Origin of the sequence: Pantoea sp. Cy-640 (assembly GCF_011752635.1) — a bacterium.
Lineage (GTDB): Bacteria > Pseudomonadota > Gammaproteobacteria > Enterobacterales > Enterobacteriaceae > Pantoea > Pantoea dispersa.
Map to the genome: position 1 here is coordinate 1 of NZ_VWXB01000007.1, position 16154 is coordinate 16154.

The following is a 16154-nucleotide window of genomic DNA, read 5'->3' on the forward strand; positions in this document are numbered from 1 at the left end:
CTCTTCGACAGGCTCATCCTTGCGTATTATGACCGGGCAGAAAAGCGTATTATCCGGATCGACTGACCACAAAAAGTGTTACCTGTGTGCCCGGTCTGATCTGTTACCCATGTGCCCGGTCGTACCTCAGTGCGCACCCTGTCAAAACCGCGCAATGGGTTTGTACAATGCTTGTCAGTTATGAGTAAACAGCACGCACACTTTGGTAGCGGCGCAATTTATTGCGCGAAGCATGGATGGGAACGGTGCTGCCAGTAGTACGCGCGATTAATCGCGCCGCTACGAAATCTGCGGTAATTGAATTTGGTACTTAACTGATCGGCATTACGCAATTGTTTTGCCAGGTCACCTTTCAGGGTGACCTGGCATGCATAACTGCCCCGCATTTTCCCGTATGCACCCTTCAGGCCGACCACACCAGCGCCAGACGGCGGCTAACTTTTGCGGTGCTGCTGATACTGCCTCGCCACCTGCCTGAAATACTCGGTCAGATAATTGATACACACCTGCACCTTGAGCGGCAGCTTATCCTTCTCGGTATAGACGGCATACACCGGGCGCGGCTCCGAGTGATACTGCGGAAACAAAATATCGATCTCACCGGCGTTGATCTCATCAATCACCCACATCAGCGGCACATAGGCGATACCGCAGCCCGCTTTCAGCCAGCGAATCAGCGTCTGAGAATCATTGGTGACAAAACGCCCCTGCGGCGTCAGGCGCGTCACCAGGCCTTCCGGCGCCACCAGCTCGAAGGTGTTATCCGGGCGCACGCTGTACTCCAGCCAGGAAAAGTTGTCGATTTCAGCCGGCTTTTCCGGCGTGCCGTGCTGGGCCAGGTAGCTCTTCGCCGCGCATACCACCATCGGCATGGCGCCCAGCCGGCGCGAGAACAGGTTGGAATCCTGCAGCTCACCGACGCGTATCACCACATCCAGTCCGTTAGCAATCAGGTCCGGCGCCGGTATGCCGGTCATCAGGTTGACGCTCAGTCCCGGGTATTCGTGCAGCATCTCGCTGGTCATGGCGGAGAGGACATTTTGCGCCATGGTGGTAGAGCAGCCGATGCGTAAAATCCCGATCGGCGTGTTGTTGAAGGCGTACAGCTGTTCGTGCACCTGCGAGGCCTCTGCCAGCATGCGGCGGCAGCCCTGATAATAAATCTTACCGGCTTCGGTCAGGCCCAGACTGCGGGTGCTGCGGTTAAGCAGTTTCACCTGCAGCTCATCTTCCAGTCTGGCAACAATCTGGCTGATTGACGAGACGCTGAGCTGCAGCTGGCGTGCGGCGGCGGTAAATGAGCCCAATTCAACCACTTTGGCGAAAATGGACATGCCTTTGAGTCGTTCCATTGTTTACTCTGGCTAAAAAGTGATTTAGCTCACAATATGTAGAAAACGTATAGTCAAGCGCGTTACTATACGCACGCTGGGGCTCTTCACCGCACCTGAACACGGCAGTGTTTACCCGATGATACGCTATGATTAGCTCAACGCGGCCTGAATGTTGTCATCAGATTATCCGTCATCCCACTATCATCAACCCGACGTGCCAGAGGGCATGAGGGCAGGTATCGGTGCAATCCGGCAAGGTCGAACTAAGGAACCGAAATGAGTGTGCTTCCGGTATTTGTCGTATTCGGGCTGTCTTTTCCGCCCATCTTCATTGAACTACTGGTTTCGCTGGCGCTGTTCTGGCTGGTGAAACGCGTGCTGACGCCCAGCGGGATTTACGATCTGGTGTGGCACCCGGCACTTTTTAACACAGCGCTGTATTGCTGTGTGTTTTACCTTGTATCCCGTCTATTCGTCTGAGGTTTTAAGTGAAAGCGCTAATAAGAAAAATCGCGCGTTACGCCATTACGCTCCTGCTGGTTATCATCGCTGTTGTTATCATCTTCCGCGCCTGGGTGTTCTATACCGAGTCGCCGTGGACGCGTGACGCCAAATTCTCCGCCGATGTGGTGGCGATCTCCCCGGACGTGACCGGACTGATCACTGACGTCCCGGTACACGACAACCAGCTGGTGAAAAAAGGCGATACGCTGTTTATCGTTGACCGTCCGCGCTACCAGAAAGCGCTGGATGAGGCGCAGGCGGATGTCGAATATTACCAGGCGCTGGTCAGCGAAAAACGCCGTGAAGCGGCGCGCCGTAACCAGCTCGGTACCAGCGCGATGTCGCGTGAAGCCATTGAGCAGTCGAACAGCGACCTGCAGACCAGCGAACATCAGCTGGCCAAAGCGGTGGCGACGCGCGATCTGGCGGTGATCGACCTCGATCGCACCACCATCAAAGCGCCGTCCGACGGCTGGGTCACCAACCTCAACGTCTATCAGGGTGAATTCATCACGCGCGGCTCGGTGGCCGTGGCGCTGGTGCAGCAGCACTCGTTCTACGTGCTGGCCTACATGGAAGAGACCAAGCTGGATGGCGTGCGTCCCGGCTTCCGCGCGGAAATTACTCCGCTGGGCAGCAACACGGTGCTGCGCGGCACGGTTGACAGCATCGCGGCTGGCGTGACCAACAGCAGCAGCAGCGTTGACAGTAAAGGCATGGCCACCGTGGACTCCAACCTCGAGTGGGTGCGTCTGGCGCAGCGCGTGCCGGTGCGTATTCGCCTCGACGATCAGCCCGGCAACCGCTTCCCGGCGGGGACCACCGCCACCGTGGTGATCACCGGTGACAAAGACCGCCAGACCAAAGTGTCGCCGATGGCGCAGCTGTTCAACCGCCTGCGTGAGTTTGGTTAAGCGGGGGCGATATGATTGAGTTTTTGCGTTTCCCGGTAAAGCTGACCTTCGCGCTGGTGGCGGCGCTGATGATTGGCTTTCACTTCAATCTGGAAACGCCGCGCTGGGCGGTGATGACCGCCGGCATCGTGGCCGGCGGCACCGCCTTTGCCGCGGGCGGCGATCCCTACTCTGGCGCGCTGCGCTACCGTGGCGTTCTGCGTATTATCGGCACCTTTATCGGCTGTATCGCTGCACTCACCATCATGATTGCGACGGTGCGCGCGCCGGTGGTGATGCTGCTGCTGTGCTGCCTGTGGGCCGGCATGTGCGTCTGGCTCTCATCGCTGATTAAAGTCGAAAACTCCTACGCGCTGGGCCTCGCCGGCTACACCGCGCTGATCATCGTGGTGACCGCGGATGCCAGCGGCGGCCTGACGCTGGCGCCGCAGTTCGCCGTGGAGCGCTGCAGCGAAATTGTGCTCGGTATTCTGTGCGCCATTCTCGCCGACATGCTGTTCTCTCCGCGCTCGATCAAGAAAGTGATTGATGCGGAAGTGGATGCGCTGCTGGTAGCGCACTACCGCCTGCTGCAGCTGTGCGTGGCGCACGAGGATAAAGAGGAAGTCGACAAAGCCTGGAGCGCACTGGTGCGCCGCACGACCGCGCTCAACGGTATGCGCAGCCAGCTGCTGATGGAGTCGTCGCGCTGGAGCAACACCAGCCGCCGGTTGCAAATGCTCAACACGCTATCGCTGACGCTGATCACTCAGGCAGCCGAGACCTTCCTGATTCAGAATTCGCGCCCGGATTACATCCCGCCGCAGTATCGCCTGCTGATTGAAAAAGAGGTAACCAGCGTCGGTGACGTACATAAGCGCATGAAGCTGATGCGCCGCGTTATTGGCGTCAGCAGTAAAAGCGTGCCGTTTACCCTGGCCAGCTGGGTCGGCGCAGCAACCGAATATCTGCTGCTGATCAATGGCGTCAAAAGTAACAGCCGTATCACCACGCTGGAGGAGAGCATTCTGCAGCGTGAAGTGGTGATCCAGGCGCGTTCAGCGGAGACGCATCATGCGATGATCAATGGCGTGCGCACCTTTGTCGCCACCGCGCTCGGTTCGCTGTTCTGGCTATATACCGGCTGGACTTCCGGCAGCGGCTGCATGGTGATGCTGGCGGTGATTACCGCGCTGGCGATGCGTATGCCGAATCCGCTGATGATGGCGAAAGACTTCTTCTACGGCATGGCCTTTGCGGTGCCGCTGGGCATGCTCTACTTCATCTGGGTATTGCCGGGCACCCAGCAAAGTGCCTTGCTGTTGTGTATCGCGATTGGCGCACTCGGCTTTATCGGCGGCATCTTTGTACAGCGGCGGCAGATTGGTACGCTGGGCGCGCTGATCGGCACCATCAACGTGCTGGTGCTGGATAACCCGATGAAGTTTGAGTTCAACGTGTTTCTCGACAACGCGCTCGGCCAGTGGATTGGCAGCTTTGTAGCGATGATGGTGATTTTGCTGATTCGTGACAAATCCAAAGCCCGCACCGGACGCAAGCTGCTGAATCGCTTTATGTATGCTGCGGTGGCAGCGCTGACCACCAACCAGGCGCGCCGGCGTGAGAACCATTTACCGGCGCTTTATCAGCAGCTGTTCCTGCTGCTTAATCTGTTCCCGGGCGATATCGACAAATACCGGATTGCGCTCACGCTGATTATTGGTCATCAGCGCCTGCGCAACGCGGAGGTGCCGGTCAATGCCGACCTGTCGGCGTATCACCGCCAGCTGCGCGCCACCGCCGACCGCATTATTGCGGCCAGCAGCGATGATAAACGGCGCTACTACTTTGAGCGCCTGCTGCAGGAGCTGGACGTTTATCAGCAGAAGCTGCAGCACTATGCCGCCCCGGCCAGCGTGACGGAACCGGTGAAACGGCTGTCGATGATGCTGGATAAGTACCAGAACACCCTCATCCAAATCTGAAACTGGCCGCTGCCTGGCGCAGCGGCTGGCCTGATGCCACGCTGACCCTCATTGCCCGATTATTGCCATCTATACTTTCCTGACAGGATGCTTACTGACAGGAGAATAACGATGTCCACTTCCCTGCAACAACACGAACTGTTCAACACTGGCTACTTCGCGGACGGCCAGTGGCACACCGCCAGCAGCACCTTTGATGTCACCAATCCGGCCACCGGCGAGGTACTGGCGCAGGTGGCAAAAGCCGGTAAGGCTGAAACCGAACAGGCGATTGCCGCCGCGCAGCGTGCCTTTCCGGCTTGGCGCGACAAAACCGCCAAACAGCGCAGCGAAATCCTTTATCGCTGGTACCAGCTGATCATTGAGCACAAAAGCTGGCTGGGCCAGCTGATGACCGCCGAGCAGGGCAAACCGCTGCAGGAAGCCGAGGGTGAAGTAGAATACGCCGCCAGCTTTATTCAATGGTTTGCCGAGCAGGCGAAGCGCGCCAACGGCGAAATTATCCCGCCGGCCAAAGCCGGTTCACGCATTCTGGCGACGCGCGAGCCGATTGGCGTGGTCGCTGCCATCACGCCGTGGAATTTCCCGATGGCGATGCTGACGCGCAAACTCGGCCCGGCGCTGGCGGCCGGCTGCACCGGCATCATCAAGCCGGCCAATAATACCCCGCTCAGCGCCTTTGCGCTGGTGGCGCTGGCACAAAAAGCGGGTGTGCCGGACGGCGTGCTGAACGCGGTAGCTGGCGACACGCACGCCATCAGCGACGCCATTATGGCTTCCCGCGCGGTGCGTAAAATCTCCTTTACCGGTTCCACCGCAGTGGGGAAAACGCTGATGCGGAACGCGGCCGAAACCATGAAGAAAGTCTCGATGGAGCTGGGCGGCAACGCGCCCTATATCGTGTTTGACGATGCCGATATCGACGCGGCGGTGCAGGGGGCTATCGCCAACAAATTCCGCAACGCCGGACAGGTATGCGTCAGCGTTAACCGCTTCTATATCCACAACGCAATATACGACCGCTTTGTGCATCAGCTGGCTGAGGCGGTGGGCAAACTGAAAGTGGGCAACGGCGTGGAGCCGGGCGTGGTGGTCGGGCCGCTGATTGAGGCGTCCGCGGTGGAGAAAGTGGAAGAGCATGTCAAAGATGCGCTGAGCAAAGGCGGGAAACTGCTGGTGGGCGGCGAGCGCCATCCGCTGGGCGGCAACTTCTGGCAGCCGACGGTGATTGCCGATGCGCATGAAGAGATGCAGCTGGCGCAGGAAGAGACCTTCGGTCCGGTGGCTGCCTGCTTCCGCTTTGACGATGAAGCTGAGGTAATCGCGCGCGCCAACAACACCGAATACGGTCTGGCGGCTTACTTCTATACGCAGAATCTGCAGCGCGTGTTCCGCGTTTCGGCGGCGCTGGAAGCCGGCATGATTGGGATCAACGAGTGCGCGGTCTCGACCGAGCTGGCGCCGTTTGGCGGCGTGAAAGAGTCCGGGCTGGGACGCGAAGGATCGGTGCTGGGCATGGAAGAGTATCTGGAAGTCAAAGCGCTGCACCTCGGCGGTCTGGCGTAGCGAGAGGATGTCACCATGAGAACCGAGCGTTTCGACTTCAATGAAATCGTCGATCAGGCTCATTTCTACCGTCAGTTTTGCGAACGTTTCGCGCTGGCGGATCGCACCATTCACGATCTGGACGATCTGTGGGAAATGATCACCGGCGAGCAGATCCCGTTGCCGCTGGAAATTGCGTTTATCAATCTGGGGAAAGGGCAGAAACGCCGCTATGGTGCGCTGATATTGCTATTCGATGAGGCAGAAGAGGAGCTGGAAGGCCAGCTCCGCTTTAATGTTCAGTAGCACAACCAAAAAGGGCCCCGGCAGGCGGGGCCAAAGGGTTCGTCAGAATTGACGAGGAATTATTTGTACAGCTCTGCAGTCAGGTGATAGCTGTCACCGGTGCGCGCTTCAATCACTTTATACGCGCTGGCACCCTGCTCATCGGCTTTCTGAGAAAGCTGAGCGCGGTAATCCATAGGTGAGCCGCCTGTTCCGCTAACGGTAATAGTCTGGCCGGTAGATTGCAGATTCTGCGCGGATTCATCCGTTACCAGTTGGGCAGCCGAAGCGCCAAAAGCGAACAGAGAAAGCAGCGTAGCGGTTGCGATGGTTGTTTTGATTTTCATAATTCGTCTCCTCATTAGAATCAACAACCTGCGGCACGAAGAGGGTAAGCGGGTCGTCGATCTTCTCCCGGCGACTGCATAACGCCGGATCGATAGTTAAAGTTTATTTGTACAGTTCAGCCGTCACGTGGAAGGTGTTGTCCTGATTGTTCTCAATGATGCGGTAATGGCTGGCGCCCTGAGCATCGGCTTTCTGGGACAGTTCCTGACGGATATTGGTCTGGTCGCCATCGACGCCGCTCACGCTAATGGTCTGATTCAGCGGCTGCAGATTTTCTGCCTGGGTGTTGGTTACCAGGGTAGCAGCACTGGCGCCAAAAGACAGAACGGAAGCCAGACTCAGTACAGCAATAGATAATTTGGTTTTCATGATTCACTCTCCTGAAATGGGGTGGGCAACCTGAGAGGCAAACGCCTCTCAAACGGGTCGCCGTTCACACTGCATCTTGTTCCGGCAAACTTATTTATAAAGTTCCGCGGTTGCGTGGTAGCTGTTGTCGTTATAAGCCTCAACAACGCGATAGGCTTTAGCACCTTGCGCTTCAGCTTTGGCGTTCAGCTGCTGATGGATATCCATCGGTGAGCCGCCAATGCCGCTGACGCTAATGGTGCCGACCGGCTGCAGGTTCGCTGCCTGTTCGGCATTGATAGAATCTGCGGCGAAAGCACCAAATGACAGGGCAGATAGAACACTCAGGGTGGCGATAGTAGTTTTAACGTTCATGGTATTTTTCCTCGTCTTCTGTTTTTCTCTTTTTGATTTCGTGTGATTTGCATCACGAAAAGAAGTATAGATCTAATCACCCATGAAATTAATATCCCGCTAATAATGATTGGTTGTAATTCTTTATCCTTATGGCACATTTTTATAACGCAAAGTTATTAAAACCGCCTGGATCTTAACCAGGAGGGTGTATTTCCATGCAAAAACAATGATCTGCATCAAATTATCTTTTTGTGCGAAACAATGTGGTTGATCAAGCTGGCTGTGCGCTAAAAGCAAGAGATAACCGCTAAGCACTAATTGTAAAGCAGCGTAAAATAGCGCAAAGGGTTAAGCAGGCGAAAAGGTCGTACCAATAGTTCCCCGCATTGAGAACCCGGCGGAATATGGCTAAGCGGTTATTTTGTAAGGTATTGGCGATAAAACAGCGGGAGAAACGCGGGCGGGCAGGCAAGGTTACCGGCAGGTGAACCGCCGGTAACAGACAGGGTTTTATAGTTCCTGTTCGAATAACACCAGCACGGCGTCATACAGCTGCTTCACCGTAAAGGCGCGCGCTGGCGTAATAAAGATAGTGTCGTCACCGGCGATGGTGCCGAGAATGCCTTCGGCTTTGCCGAGGGAGTCGAGCAGGCGGGCGATCAGCTGGGCCGCGCCCGGGCTGGTATGAATCACTACCAGCGCATCGTTATAGTCGATATCCAGCACCAGATTCTTCAGCGGGCTGGTGGTGGTAGGCACGCCCAGTTCGGCAGGCAGGCAGTACACCATCTCCATTTTGGCGTTACGCGTGCGCACCGCGCCAAACTTGGTCAGCATACGAGAAACTTTTGACTGGTTGATGTTGCCGAAGCCGTCTTCCTGCAGCGCCTGGACAATTTCGCCCTGAGAGCTGAACTTTTCTTCTTTCAGTAAGGCTTTGAACGCCTTTATCAGATCGTCTTGTTTAGATGGGTTTCGCATAAGCTACCAATAAAAGAGGGTTGCAGCAGGCAACAGGCCCGTCTCAGATAAATTATTATGCATTTAGATGAATTTTTATGCAATAAGCGGATGCGTGAATTCACGGCATGCGCGTGTGGGGCGGGCATGATAACAGAGTTTTATCCTGCACCAAAATCGCGCGCTGGCGCGCAAAGCGAAGGTTGCAAAGTTGTTATATTATTGAAGTGGTAACAACAAAACGATGATCATTGCCGTCCATAGTCTTCTGGCTGCGACTGGATCATTCAGGCGACTTCTGAAGTGGAGATGTCTCGGGAGCCGATTGCGGCGTAATGTTATTGCGCGACAGGTGTGTCGCTATCGCCTGAGAAGTTGATTAAACTCGTAACCTGATGGATTTCCGGCATATCTCTGCCCCACCTTAATAAGGAGTTCAGGATGAAAGTTGCCGTTCTCGGTGCAGCTGGTGGTATTGGCCAGGCACTCGCTCTGCTGCTCAAGACCCAATTACCCGCAGGTTCAGCCCTCTCACTGTATGACATTGCCCCGGTGACGCCAGGCGTCGCGGTTGATCTCAGCCACATTCCTACTGCTGTGAAAGTCGAAGGGTTCAGTGGCGAAGATGCCACGCCGGCTCTGCATGGCGCTGATGTGGTGCTGATTTCGGCCGGTGTGGCACGCAAACCTGGCATGGACCGCGCCGATCTGTTTAACGTCAACGCCGGTATCGTGCGTAACCTGATTGAACAGGTGGCGACCACCGCGCCAAAAGCGCTGATTGGCGTCATCACTAACCCGGTAAATACCACGGTGGCGATTGCCGCCGAAGTGCTGAAAAAAGCCGGCGTGTACGATAAAAACCGGCTGTTTGGCGTCTCAACGCTGGATGTGATTCGCGCCAACACCTTTGTCGCAGCCCTGAAGGGCAAACAGCCTACGGAGATTGAAGTGCCGGTGGTCGGCGGGCATTCAGGCGTGACCATTCTGCCGCTGCTGTCGCAGGTTAAAGGCGTCAGCTTCAGCGAGCAGGAGATCGCCGACCTGACGAAACGTATTCAGAATGCCGGTACCGAAGTGGTGGAAGCCAAAGCCGGTGGCGGCTCGGCGACGCTGTCGATGGGCCAGGCGGCGGCGCGCTTTGGTCTGTCGCTGATTCGTGCACTGCAGGGCGAAGCCAATGTCGTAGAGTGCGCCTATGTGGAAGGCGACGGCGAGTACGCGCGCTTCTTCTCGCAGCCGCTGCTGCTGGGCAAAAACGGTATCGCCGAACGCCGTCCGCTCGGGCCGCTCAGTGATTTCGAACAGCAGGCGCTTAACGGCATGCTGGAGACGCTGAAAAAAGATATCGCGCAGGGCGAAGAGTTTGTGAAGTAACTCGCGCGTAAAGAAAAAACGCCCGGCGCATGCCGGGCGTTTTGTTTTACAGGCCACCGGATTTGAAGGTCCGGCTGGCAGTCGAACCGTTGCTGGCCGGCGTTTTGCGCCCCAGCGTTTCCATCCGTACCTGGAACGGCGGGAACGGCATCTCAATGCCATGCTCTTCAAAGCCGCGCAGAATCAGCTGATGCAGCTCATGGCGCAGCGGCATGCGATGACCCATCTCCGCCGCGTGCACGCGCAGCTCAAACAGCTGAATGCCCTGCTGCAGATCCACAAGGAACACATCCGGCGCTGGCATATCCAGCACGTAGGTACAGCGATCGGCCGCCTGCTTCAGGATGGTCGTCACCTCTTCGCTGTTAACGTGGGCCGGTGCCGGAATGGTCAGCACCACGCGCGTCACCGAATCCGACAGCGACCAGTTGACGAACTGCTCGGTGATAAAGGCCTTGTTCGGCACAATAATCTCTTTGCGGTCCCAGTCGGTAATGGTGGTGGCGCGCGTATTGATGCGGGTGATGCTGCCGGTCAAATCGCGAATGGTCACGGTATCGCCGATACGAATCGGTTTCTCAAACAGGATGATCAGGCCGGAGATAAAGTTGGCAAAGATCTCCTGCATCCCAAAGCCCAGCCCCAGACCCAGCGCCGCTACCAGCCACTGCAGTTTTGACCACTCCACGCCAATAATCGAGAAGCCAATCAGACCGCCGACCAGCATCAGCGCGTATTTGGTCAGGGTGGTAATGGCGTAACCGGTGCCGGGCGACAGGCTGAGGTGTTGCAGCAGCGCCAGCTCCAGCAGCGCCGGCATATTGCGTACCAGCTGGGTGGTAATGATAAAGATCAGGATGGCGATCAGCACGGCACCCAGCGTAATGGGCTGTACGCTCTCGACGCCCTGCACCGTGGTGCTGGCATCCCACAGCGGAATGTTGTCGAGGAAACTGAACGCGGAGTGGATCTCAGACCACAGCACAATCACCGACACCAGCGCAATCAGCGTCAGAATCGAGCGGACCAGCCGCAGCGACTGCGCGCTGATCGCATCCAGATCGATAATCGGCTCTTCGACTTCCACGGTATCGGTGCTGACGGCAGACTGCTGCTCTTTTTCCTCTTCGCTGCGCGCGCGGTTGGCCAGCATATCGGCACGACGCTGGCGCGCGCGGTCAAAGGCGATGCGGCGGCGCTGAATCAGCATCCAGCGGCGAATGATGTGGTAAATCACCAGCAGGAAGAACCAGATGCCGACCGAGGTTTCCAGACGCGCCAGCAGCGCCTGCGCGGTGGCCAGATAGCCAATGCAGGAGGCCAGCGCCGCCACCAGCGGAATGGCGATCATCAGGTTCCACAGAATCCGGTTAACGAAGTTGTCGCCGTCGCCCTCTTTATCTAAATAGAGTGGGATACCGGCGCGTTTCAGGCTGACGGTGACAATGCTCAGCGCCCCGCAGATCAGAATAAAGCACAGGCGCCCCAGCGTGGCGGAGAACTGCGGATCGTCGAGGTTGGCGAAAGCAATCAGCAGCATAATCAGCGGTACGATCAGGCCGACCGTCAGCGAGTAATAACGCATGGCGCGCGCGACCCGCGCCTGCGGCCAGCGAAAGTGCACGACAAACAGGCCGTCAGGACGGGCAAAAGCCGCGCTGATCATGAATGCCCACAGCAGCGGCAGGGTGGCAGTGATGCCATCGCCAATCGCCACGGCAAACGGGTAAGGCCAGGCGTGCTGCAGGCCAAAGCCGAGCGCGGCCCACAGCACCGGCAGCGGCACCGCGACCAGAATCGACCAGAAGACGGTGCGTAGCGTCAGGCTGAAGCGGTCCTGGGTCACTTTCCCCACGCGGCTGGCCGCGCGCGCCATAAAGGCGTTGTAGTGACGACGCGTGCTGATGCTAAAGCCCACCAGCAGAATGGCGCCAATAATCGGCAGCACCGTTTCGCGGTTAGTGAACATCATCGCCAGCGCTTTGCCCAGCTGGCCCAGCGTGTCCAGCGACAGCAGGCGCGTCAGGTCGGTGGCCACGTCCAGCGGATATTTCAGGCCAACCGGGCTGACGTCGGCTGTCCAGAACAGATAGCGGTGCGTCGCCTCTTTAACTTCACTCAGCGCGTCCTGCAGCTGCGTATTGGAAACCTTCAGCTTGGTGATTTCCAGAATCAGCGTGTCGCAGCCGGAAATCAGCGAGTTCAGCAGTTCGCGCTGGGTTTTCAGCTGGGCATCCAGAATGCGCGTCTGTTCACTGGTGAACGGCGTGCCGTCCGCCTGTTTCTCTTTGCGCAGCGCCTGCTGGCGCTCCAGCAGGTCTTCATAATGCAGCCGCTGCACGCGCAGCTGGCCCATTTCACTGTCGATCTGCTGGGATTTGGGCATCTCCGGCAGGCGCGCCACCTGCGCGCGCAGCGCTTCACCCAGCAGATTCGACACGCCCAGCCACTGTGACTGCTCGCGCAGCGTGCTCAGCGCCTGGCGCACCTGCAATGTCTGATTAGTGGCGAGACGCTGCTGCGAGGCCACCAGATCCATACGCTGCGCCTGCTGATTCAGATCGGCGGAGAGCTCGCGGTTAACGCGGAACTGATCGCTGATGGAGGCCGGCAGGTCGCCGCTGTTTTCCGCCAGCTGTTCGGTGCGCTCCAGCGCCAGTTCGGCTTCGCGCTGGCGCTGGTTGTTAAGCTGATTGCGCAGCGCCTGCAGATAGTTATCCAGCTGGGTGGCTTTGCGCTGATGCACTTCCGCGCGCATGCGCGCCAGCTCCTGACGGTTATTGGCGGACAGCTGCGCCAGCTCCAGCTCATCTACCCGCGCTTTACTGGCAGCGCTCTCGGTCTGACGCGCATAAATCTGCGCCTGTGCCAGCGGGGTAGCGGCAGCCGCCACGCCCTGTGCGCGCCGTTCGCTTTCGGTCATGGCGCGCCGCGCATCGGTCTGCTGCTGCGGCAGCTGCGACAGAGAATCGCTGATTTCGCGGGCGCGATCCTGCTCCTGCTGCGCCTGGCGGCTCTCCTCCAGCAGCTGGCTGCTAACCTGCAGGATCTCCTGATCCAGCTCGGCATTGCTCATGTTGCTGCGCACTGGCTTGCTGCTGTCAGTCAGCGTGGCGATTTGCTGACGCAGCTCGCGCGCCAGCCGCGGGAAATCATCGATTACCTGCTGATACTGTTTCGCCCGTTCCAGCGAGTCGTCGCGTTCGGACAGGAAGTTAATTGCTGCTTCCAGCGCCTGCACCTGTTCGGTCTGGCTGGGCGAGCTTTTCGCGGATTTCGCCGTTTCCAGATCCTGTTTCAGCTGGCTGGCGGGTGGAACGGTGGCGGCAAAGACGGTGCTGCTGAGCACCAGGCTCAGCAGCAGAAAAAGAGAGGCGCGCACGGCGGTGTTTCCCGGAATTAGTCGATGAGCGGAGCGCTGTCGCCGGGCTGCGGCAGGGCGATAGCCAGCGGCTGACCCAGGCGGGTTTTGCTTTCGGCTTCAAGGCTTTCAGCCAGCTTAACGCGGTTCGGCGCAAACAGGTTGATCACCGTCGAGCCCAGCTTAAAGCGGCCCATCTCCTGACCTTTCAGCAGCACGACCGCGCCATCATGATCGGCCGATGGGTAGCGCCAGCGTTTGATCACCCCTTCGCGCGGCGGCGTCACGGTGCCGGCCCAGACGGTTTCGATGCTGCCGACGATGGTGGCGCCCACGAGGATCTGCACCATCGGGCCGTGATCGGTATCGAATACGCAGATCACGCGTTCGTTACGGGCAAACAGGTTCGGGATGTTGCGCGCGGTCAGCGGGTTAACCGAGTAGAGATCGCCCGGCACGTAGATCATTTCGCGCAGGATGCCGTTACACGGCATGTGCACGCGGTGGTAGTCGCGCGGCGCGAGGTAAGTGGTAACAAACTCACCGTCGACAAATTTTTCCGCCAGATCGTCATTGCCGGCCAGCAGCGCCTGCAGCGAGTAGGTGTGGCCTTTGGCCTGGAAGATCTGATCGCCAGCAATACGGCCCAGCTGGCTGATGGCGCCATCCGCTGGCAAGGCCAGCAACGAAGCGTCCGGATCGATAGGGCGCGCACCCTCTTTTAACGGGCGTACAAAGAAGTCATTAAAGGTGCGGTAGCTGCCGGTGTGCGGCTTGCTGGCTTCCGCCATGTCCACTTTGTAGAACCAGACAAAAATGTCGATGACCGCTTTGGTCAGCCAGCCAGCGCGGCGGCTGGCGCCCCAACCGGCGAGTTCGGTCAGCGCTTTTTTAGGCAGAATGTGATTCAGGCCGAGTTTAAAACGATCAAACACCGTTGCCTCCTGGCTTAATAACGTTTGGTTTACACAAAAGGGGGCGGATTGTAGCAGCGCCCCGGTCAGTTGGCGAATGTGCCGTTGTACCCGTTAATCTTCGCTGGCGGAAAAGTTTTTACGCGTTTTTACCTGCGCCATGCTCTCCAGAATACGGTGGTAGTTATCGAAGCGTGAAATGTCGATGATCCCGTTCTCCACCGCTTCGCGGATGGCGCAGCCAGGGTCGTTGTCGTGCTTGCAGTCACGGAACTTGCAACCGCCGAGAAATTCACGAAATTCGACAAATCCCTGGGTAATTTGTTCCGGCTCCAGATGCCACAAACCGAACTCGCGCACGCCAGGCGAATCGATGACATCGCCGCCGTGCGGGAAGTGATACAGCCGTGAGGCGGTGGTGGTGTGCTGGCCGAGGCCGGACACGTCCGACACATCATTGGTCAGGATCTCATCGCCTGCCAGGTCGAGGCCGAGCAGGTTGTTCAGCAGGCTGGATTTACCCACGCCAGACTGGCCGGCAAAAATGCTGACCCGGCCGGTGAGCGCCGCTTCCAGATCCTTCAGTCCATCTTTGGCGCGGCTCGACACCATCAGTACGCGATAGCCAATGTGGCGATAGATATCCATCTGCTCATCGACAAACGCCCGCGCGTCGTCATCCAGCAGATCGGTTTTATTCAGTACCAGCAGCGGCTCCACGCCGAGCGTTTCGCTGGCCACCAGATAGCGATCGATAATGTTCAGCGACAGCTCTGGCAGGATCGCCGACACAATAATGATCTGATCAATGTTAGCGGCGATCGGTTTCACGCCGTCATAGAAGTCCGGGCGCGTCAGCACCGTCTGGCGCGGGTGCACGGCTTCAACAATTCCTTTGCCACCGTTTTCGCCGGCGGCGCGCCACACCACGCGGTCACCGGTGACCAGCGAGCGAATGGTGCGGCGGATATTACAGCGATGCACCTCGCCGGCGCTGTCTTCCACATCCGCGTGCATGCCAAAGCGGCTGATCACTACGCCCTCAGAGGCTTCACCAAACAGGCTGTCGTCCGGTTCCGGCTTTTCGTTCCGTTGCTGCAGACGACGCTGATGGTTGGCGCTGACGCGACGTTGTTGACCCTTCGACAATTTATTTTTGCTCACGCATCCTCTCACGCTTTCGCCAGGCTTCGCCCCGCTGGGCAAAACGTCTATGATACACCTTAATTCAGGCTAATGACGACTTTGGCAACAGGCGGGAAATGCATGACAGCGGGAAATGAAAACAATCTGATTTGGATCGACCTGGAAATGACCGGACTGGATCCGGAGCGCGATCGCATTATTGAGATCGCCACCATTGTAACGGACGCCAACCTCAACATTCTGGCCGAAGGTCCGGTACTGGCGGTGCATCAGTCCGATGCGCAGCTGGCGCTGATGGATGACTGGAATGTACGCACCCACACCAATAGCGGGCTGGTTGCGCGCGTGAAGGCCAGCCAGCATGACGATCGTGCAGCGGAGCAGGCGACGATTGCGTTTCTGCAGCAGTGGGTTCCGGCCAACACCTCACCGATTTGCGGCAACAGCATTGGCCAGGATCGCCGCTTCCTGTTTAAGTACATGCCGGAGCTGGAAGCCTATTTCCACTACCGCTATCTGGATGTCAGCACGCTGAAAGAGCTGGCGCGCCGCTGGAAGCCAGAGATTCTGCCAGGCTTTAAAAAGGCCGGTACGCATCAGGCGCTGGACGACATTCGCGAGTCCATTGCCGAGCTGGCCTACTACCGCGAGCACTTCCTGCAGCTGTAAATCAACGCGGGTGCGCAGGAAAGCAGCAGTTTGCCGATTAAAACAGCAAACGCGCGCAAAGCGCAAAATTTTGCTTTGCAACGCTTGCGGCGGGAAGGATTTCTCGTATAATGCGCACCCCGTACCGG

At 57.9% G+C, this 16154-nt stretch carries 15 protein-coding genes; 7 read left to right on the forward strand and 8 right to left on the reverse strand.

Translation table 11 applies throughout. The features are described 5' to 3' along the window. Positions 1 to 434: 434 nt before the first annotated feature. Entirely contained in the window at positions 435 to 1352 is a 918-nt protein-coding gene (aaeR, locus tag F3J36_RS16915; protein WP_058771467.1) for an HTH-type transcriptional activator AaeR, read from the reverse strand. Positions 1353 to 1610: 258 nt separating this feature from the next. Between aaeR and aaeX the strand changes: the two genes are divergently transcribed. The 5 genes from aaeX to F3J36_RS16940 all read left to right on the forward strand — a co-directional run bounded on the left by aaeX (position 1611) and on the right by F3J36_RS16940 (position 6567). Continuing rightward, positions 1611 to 1814, forward strand: coding sequence for a p-hydroxybenzoic acid efflux pump operon protein AaeX (aaeX, locus tag F3J36_RS16920; RefSeq protein ID WP_021508145.1), 204 nt, complete (start codon positions 1611 to 1613; stop codon positions 1812 to 1814). A gap of 8 nt (positions 1815 to 1822) precedes the next feature. Next, positions 1823 to 2752 carry a p-hydroxybenzoic acid efflux pump subunit AaeA gene (aaeA, locus tag F3J36_RS16925; protein WP_058759877.1) on the forward strand — a complete coding sequence of 310 codons (930 nt, stop codon included), beginning with the start codon at positions 1823 to 1825 and terminating at the stop codon, positions 2750 to 2752. 11 nt (positions 2753 to 2763) lie between these two features. Continuing rightward, entirely contained in the window at positions 2764 to 4716 is a 1953-nt protein-coding gene (aaeB, locus tag F3J36_RS16930; RefSeq protein ID WP_088516102.1) for a p-hydroxybenzoic acid efflux pump subunit AaeB, read from the forward strand. A 111-nt stretch (positions 4717 to 4827) separates the two neighbouring features. Further along, positions 4828 to 6282, forward strand: coding sequence for an NAD-dependent succinate-semialdehyde dehydrogenase (locus tag F3J36_RS16935; protein WP_166720084.1), 1455 nt, complete (start codon positions 4828 to 4830; stop codon positions 6280 to 6282). 15 nt (positions 6283 to 6297) lie between these two features. Further along, positions 6298 to 6567: a hypothetical protein gene (locus tag F3J36_RS16940; RefSeq protein WP_166720085.1), complete on the forward strand. Its 270-nt coding sequence runs from the start codon at positions 6298 to 6300 to the stop codon at positions 6565 to 6567. 59 nt (positions 6568 to 6626) lie between these two features. Here the strand turns inward: F3J36_RS16940 and yhcN (F3J36_RS16945) are convergent, their stop codons facing one another. The 4 genes from yhcN (F3J36_RS16945) to argR all read right to left on the reverse strand — a co-directional run bounded on the left by yhcN (F3J36_RS16945) (position 6627) and on the right by argR (position 8580). Continuing rightward, the gene (gene yhcN / locus F3J36_RS16945) at positions 6627 to 6893 is read right to left on the reverse strand and encodes a peroxide/acid stress response protein YhcN (RefSeq protein ID WP_021508140.1); all 267 of its coding nucleotides are present in this window, start codon (positions 6891 to 6893) and stop codon (positions 6627 to 6629) included. 103 nt (positions 6894 to 6996) lie between these two features. Continuing rightward, a complete protein-coding gene (locus tag F3J36_RS16950) occupies positions 6997 to 7263 on the reverse strand; it encodes a YdgH/BhsA/McbA-like domain containing protein (RefSeq protein ID WP_021508139.1) in 267 nt (88 codons plus the stop codon). A 90-nt stretch (positions 7264 to 7353) separates the two neighbouring features. Further along, positions 7354 to 7617, reverse strand: a complete 264-nt coding sequence (yhcN, locus tag F3J36_RS16955) for a peroxide/acid stress response protein YhcN (protein ID WP_021508138.1) — start codon at positions 7615 to 7617, stop codon at positions 7354 to 7356. 492 nt (positions 7618 to 8109) lie between these two features. Beyond that, complete coding sequence (gene argR / locus F3J36_RS16960; RefSeq protein WP_021508137.1) at positions 8110 to 8580, reverse strand: transcriptional regulator ArgR; 471 nt, start codon at positions 8578 to 8580, stop codon at positions 8110 to 8112. A 420-nt stretch (positions 8581 to 9000) separates the two neighbouring features. Here argR and mdh point away from each other — a divergent pair, with 420 nt between their 5' ends. Continuing rightward, positions 9001 to 9936: a malate dehydrogenase gene (gene mdh, locus F3J36_RS16965; protein WP_021508136.1), complete on the forward strand. Its 936-nt coding sequence runs from the start codon at positions 9001 to 9003 to the stop codon at positions 9934 to 9936. A gap of 46 nt (positions 9937 to 9982) precedes the next feature. On the opposite strand, the gene mscM is transcribed toward mdh, so the two are convergent. The 3 genes from mscM to rsgA all read right to left on the reverse strand — a co-directional run bounded on the left by mscM (position 9983) and on the right by rsgA (position 15375). Then, positions 9983 to 13318: a miniconductance mechanosensitive channel MscM gene (gene mscM / locus F3J36_RS16970; protein WP_166720086.1), complete on the reverse strand. Its 3336-nt coding sequence runs from the start codon at positions 13316 to 13318 to the stop codon at positions 9983 to 9985. Positions 13319 to 13335: 17 nt separating this feature from the next. After that, positions 13336 to 14232: an archaetidylserine decarboxylase gene (asd, locus tag F3J36_RS16975; protein WP_021508134.1), complete on the reverse strand. Its 897-nt coding sequence runs from the start codon at positions 14230 to 14232 to the stop codon at positions 13336 to 13338. A gap of 93 nt (positions 14233 to 14325) precedes the next feature. Then, on the reverse strand, positions 14326 to 15375 hold the full coding sequence (rsgA, locus tag F3J36_RS16980; protein ID WP_031279822.1) for a small ribosomal subunit biogenesis GTPase RsgA: 1050 nt from the start codon (positions 15373 to 15375) through the stop codon (positions 14326 to 14328). Positions 15376 to 15477: 102 nt separating this feature from the next. On the opposite strand from rsgA, the gene orn reads away from it, so the two are divergent. Further along, the gene (orn, locus tag F3J36_RS16985) at positions 15478 to 16026 is read left to right on the forward strand and encodes an oligoribonuclease (RefSeq protein WP_021508132.1); all 549 of its coding nucleotides are present in this window, start codon (positions 15478 to 15480) and stop codon (positions 16024 to 16026) included. Positions 16027 to 16154 lie beyond the last annotated feature (128 nt).

Excerpts from the sequence above, each read along its gene's own strand:
- aaeX (WP_021508145.1), top strand. The coding sequence starts at position 1,611 with ATGAGTGTGCTTCCGGTATTTGTCGTATTCGGGCTGTCTTTTCCGCCC.
- aaeB (WP_088516102.1), top strand. The coding sequence starts at position 2,764 with ATGATTGAGTTTTTGCGTTTCCCGGTAAAGCTGACCTTCGCGCTGGTG.
- aaeR (WP_058771467.1), bottom strand. The coding sequence starts at position 1,352 with ATGGAACGACTCAAAGGCATGTCCATTTTCGCCAAAGTGGTTGAATTG.
- F3J36_RS16950 (WP_021508139.1), bottom strand. The coding sequence starts at position 7,263 with ATGAAAACCAAATTATCTATTGCTGTACTGAGTCTGGCTTCCGTTCTG.
- F3J36_RS16940 (WP_166720085.1), top strand. The coding sequence starts at position 6,298 with ATGAGAACCGAGCGTTTCGACTTCAATGAAATCGTCGATCAGGCTCAT.
- mdh (WP_021508136.1), top strand. The coding sequence starts at position 9,001 with ATGAAAGTTGCCGTTCTCGGTGCAGCTGGTGGTATTGGCCAGGCACTC.
- F3J36_RS16935 (WP_166720084.1), top strand. The coding sequence starts at position 4,828 with ATGTCCACTTCCCTGCAACAACACGAACTGTTCAACACTGGCTACTTC.
- yhcN (WP_021508140.1), bottom strand. The coding sequence starts at position 6,893 with ATGAAAATCAAAACAACCATCGCAACCGCTACGCTGCTTTCTCTGTTC.
- orn (WP_021508132.1), top strand. The coding sequence starts at position 15,478 with ATGACAGCGGGAAATGAAAACAATCTGATTTGGATCGACCTGGAAATG.
- yhcN (WP_021508138.1), bottom strand. The coding sequence starts at position 7,617 with ATGAACGTTAAAACTACTATCGCCACCCTGAGTGTTCTATCTGCCCTG.
- argR (WP_021508137.1), bottom strand. The coding sequence starts at position 8,580 with ATGCGAAACCCATCTAAACAAGACGATCTGATAAAGGCGTTCAAAGCC.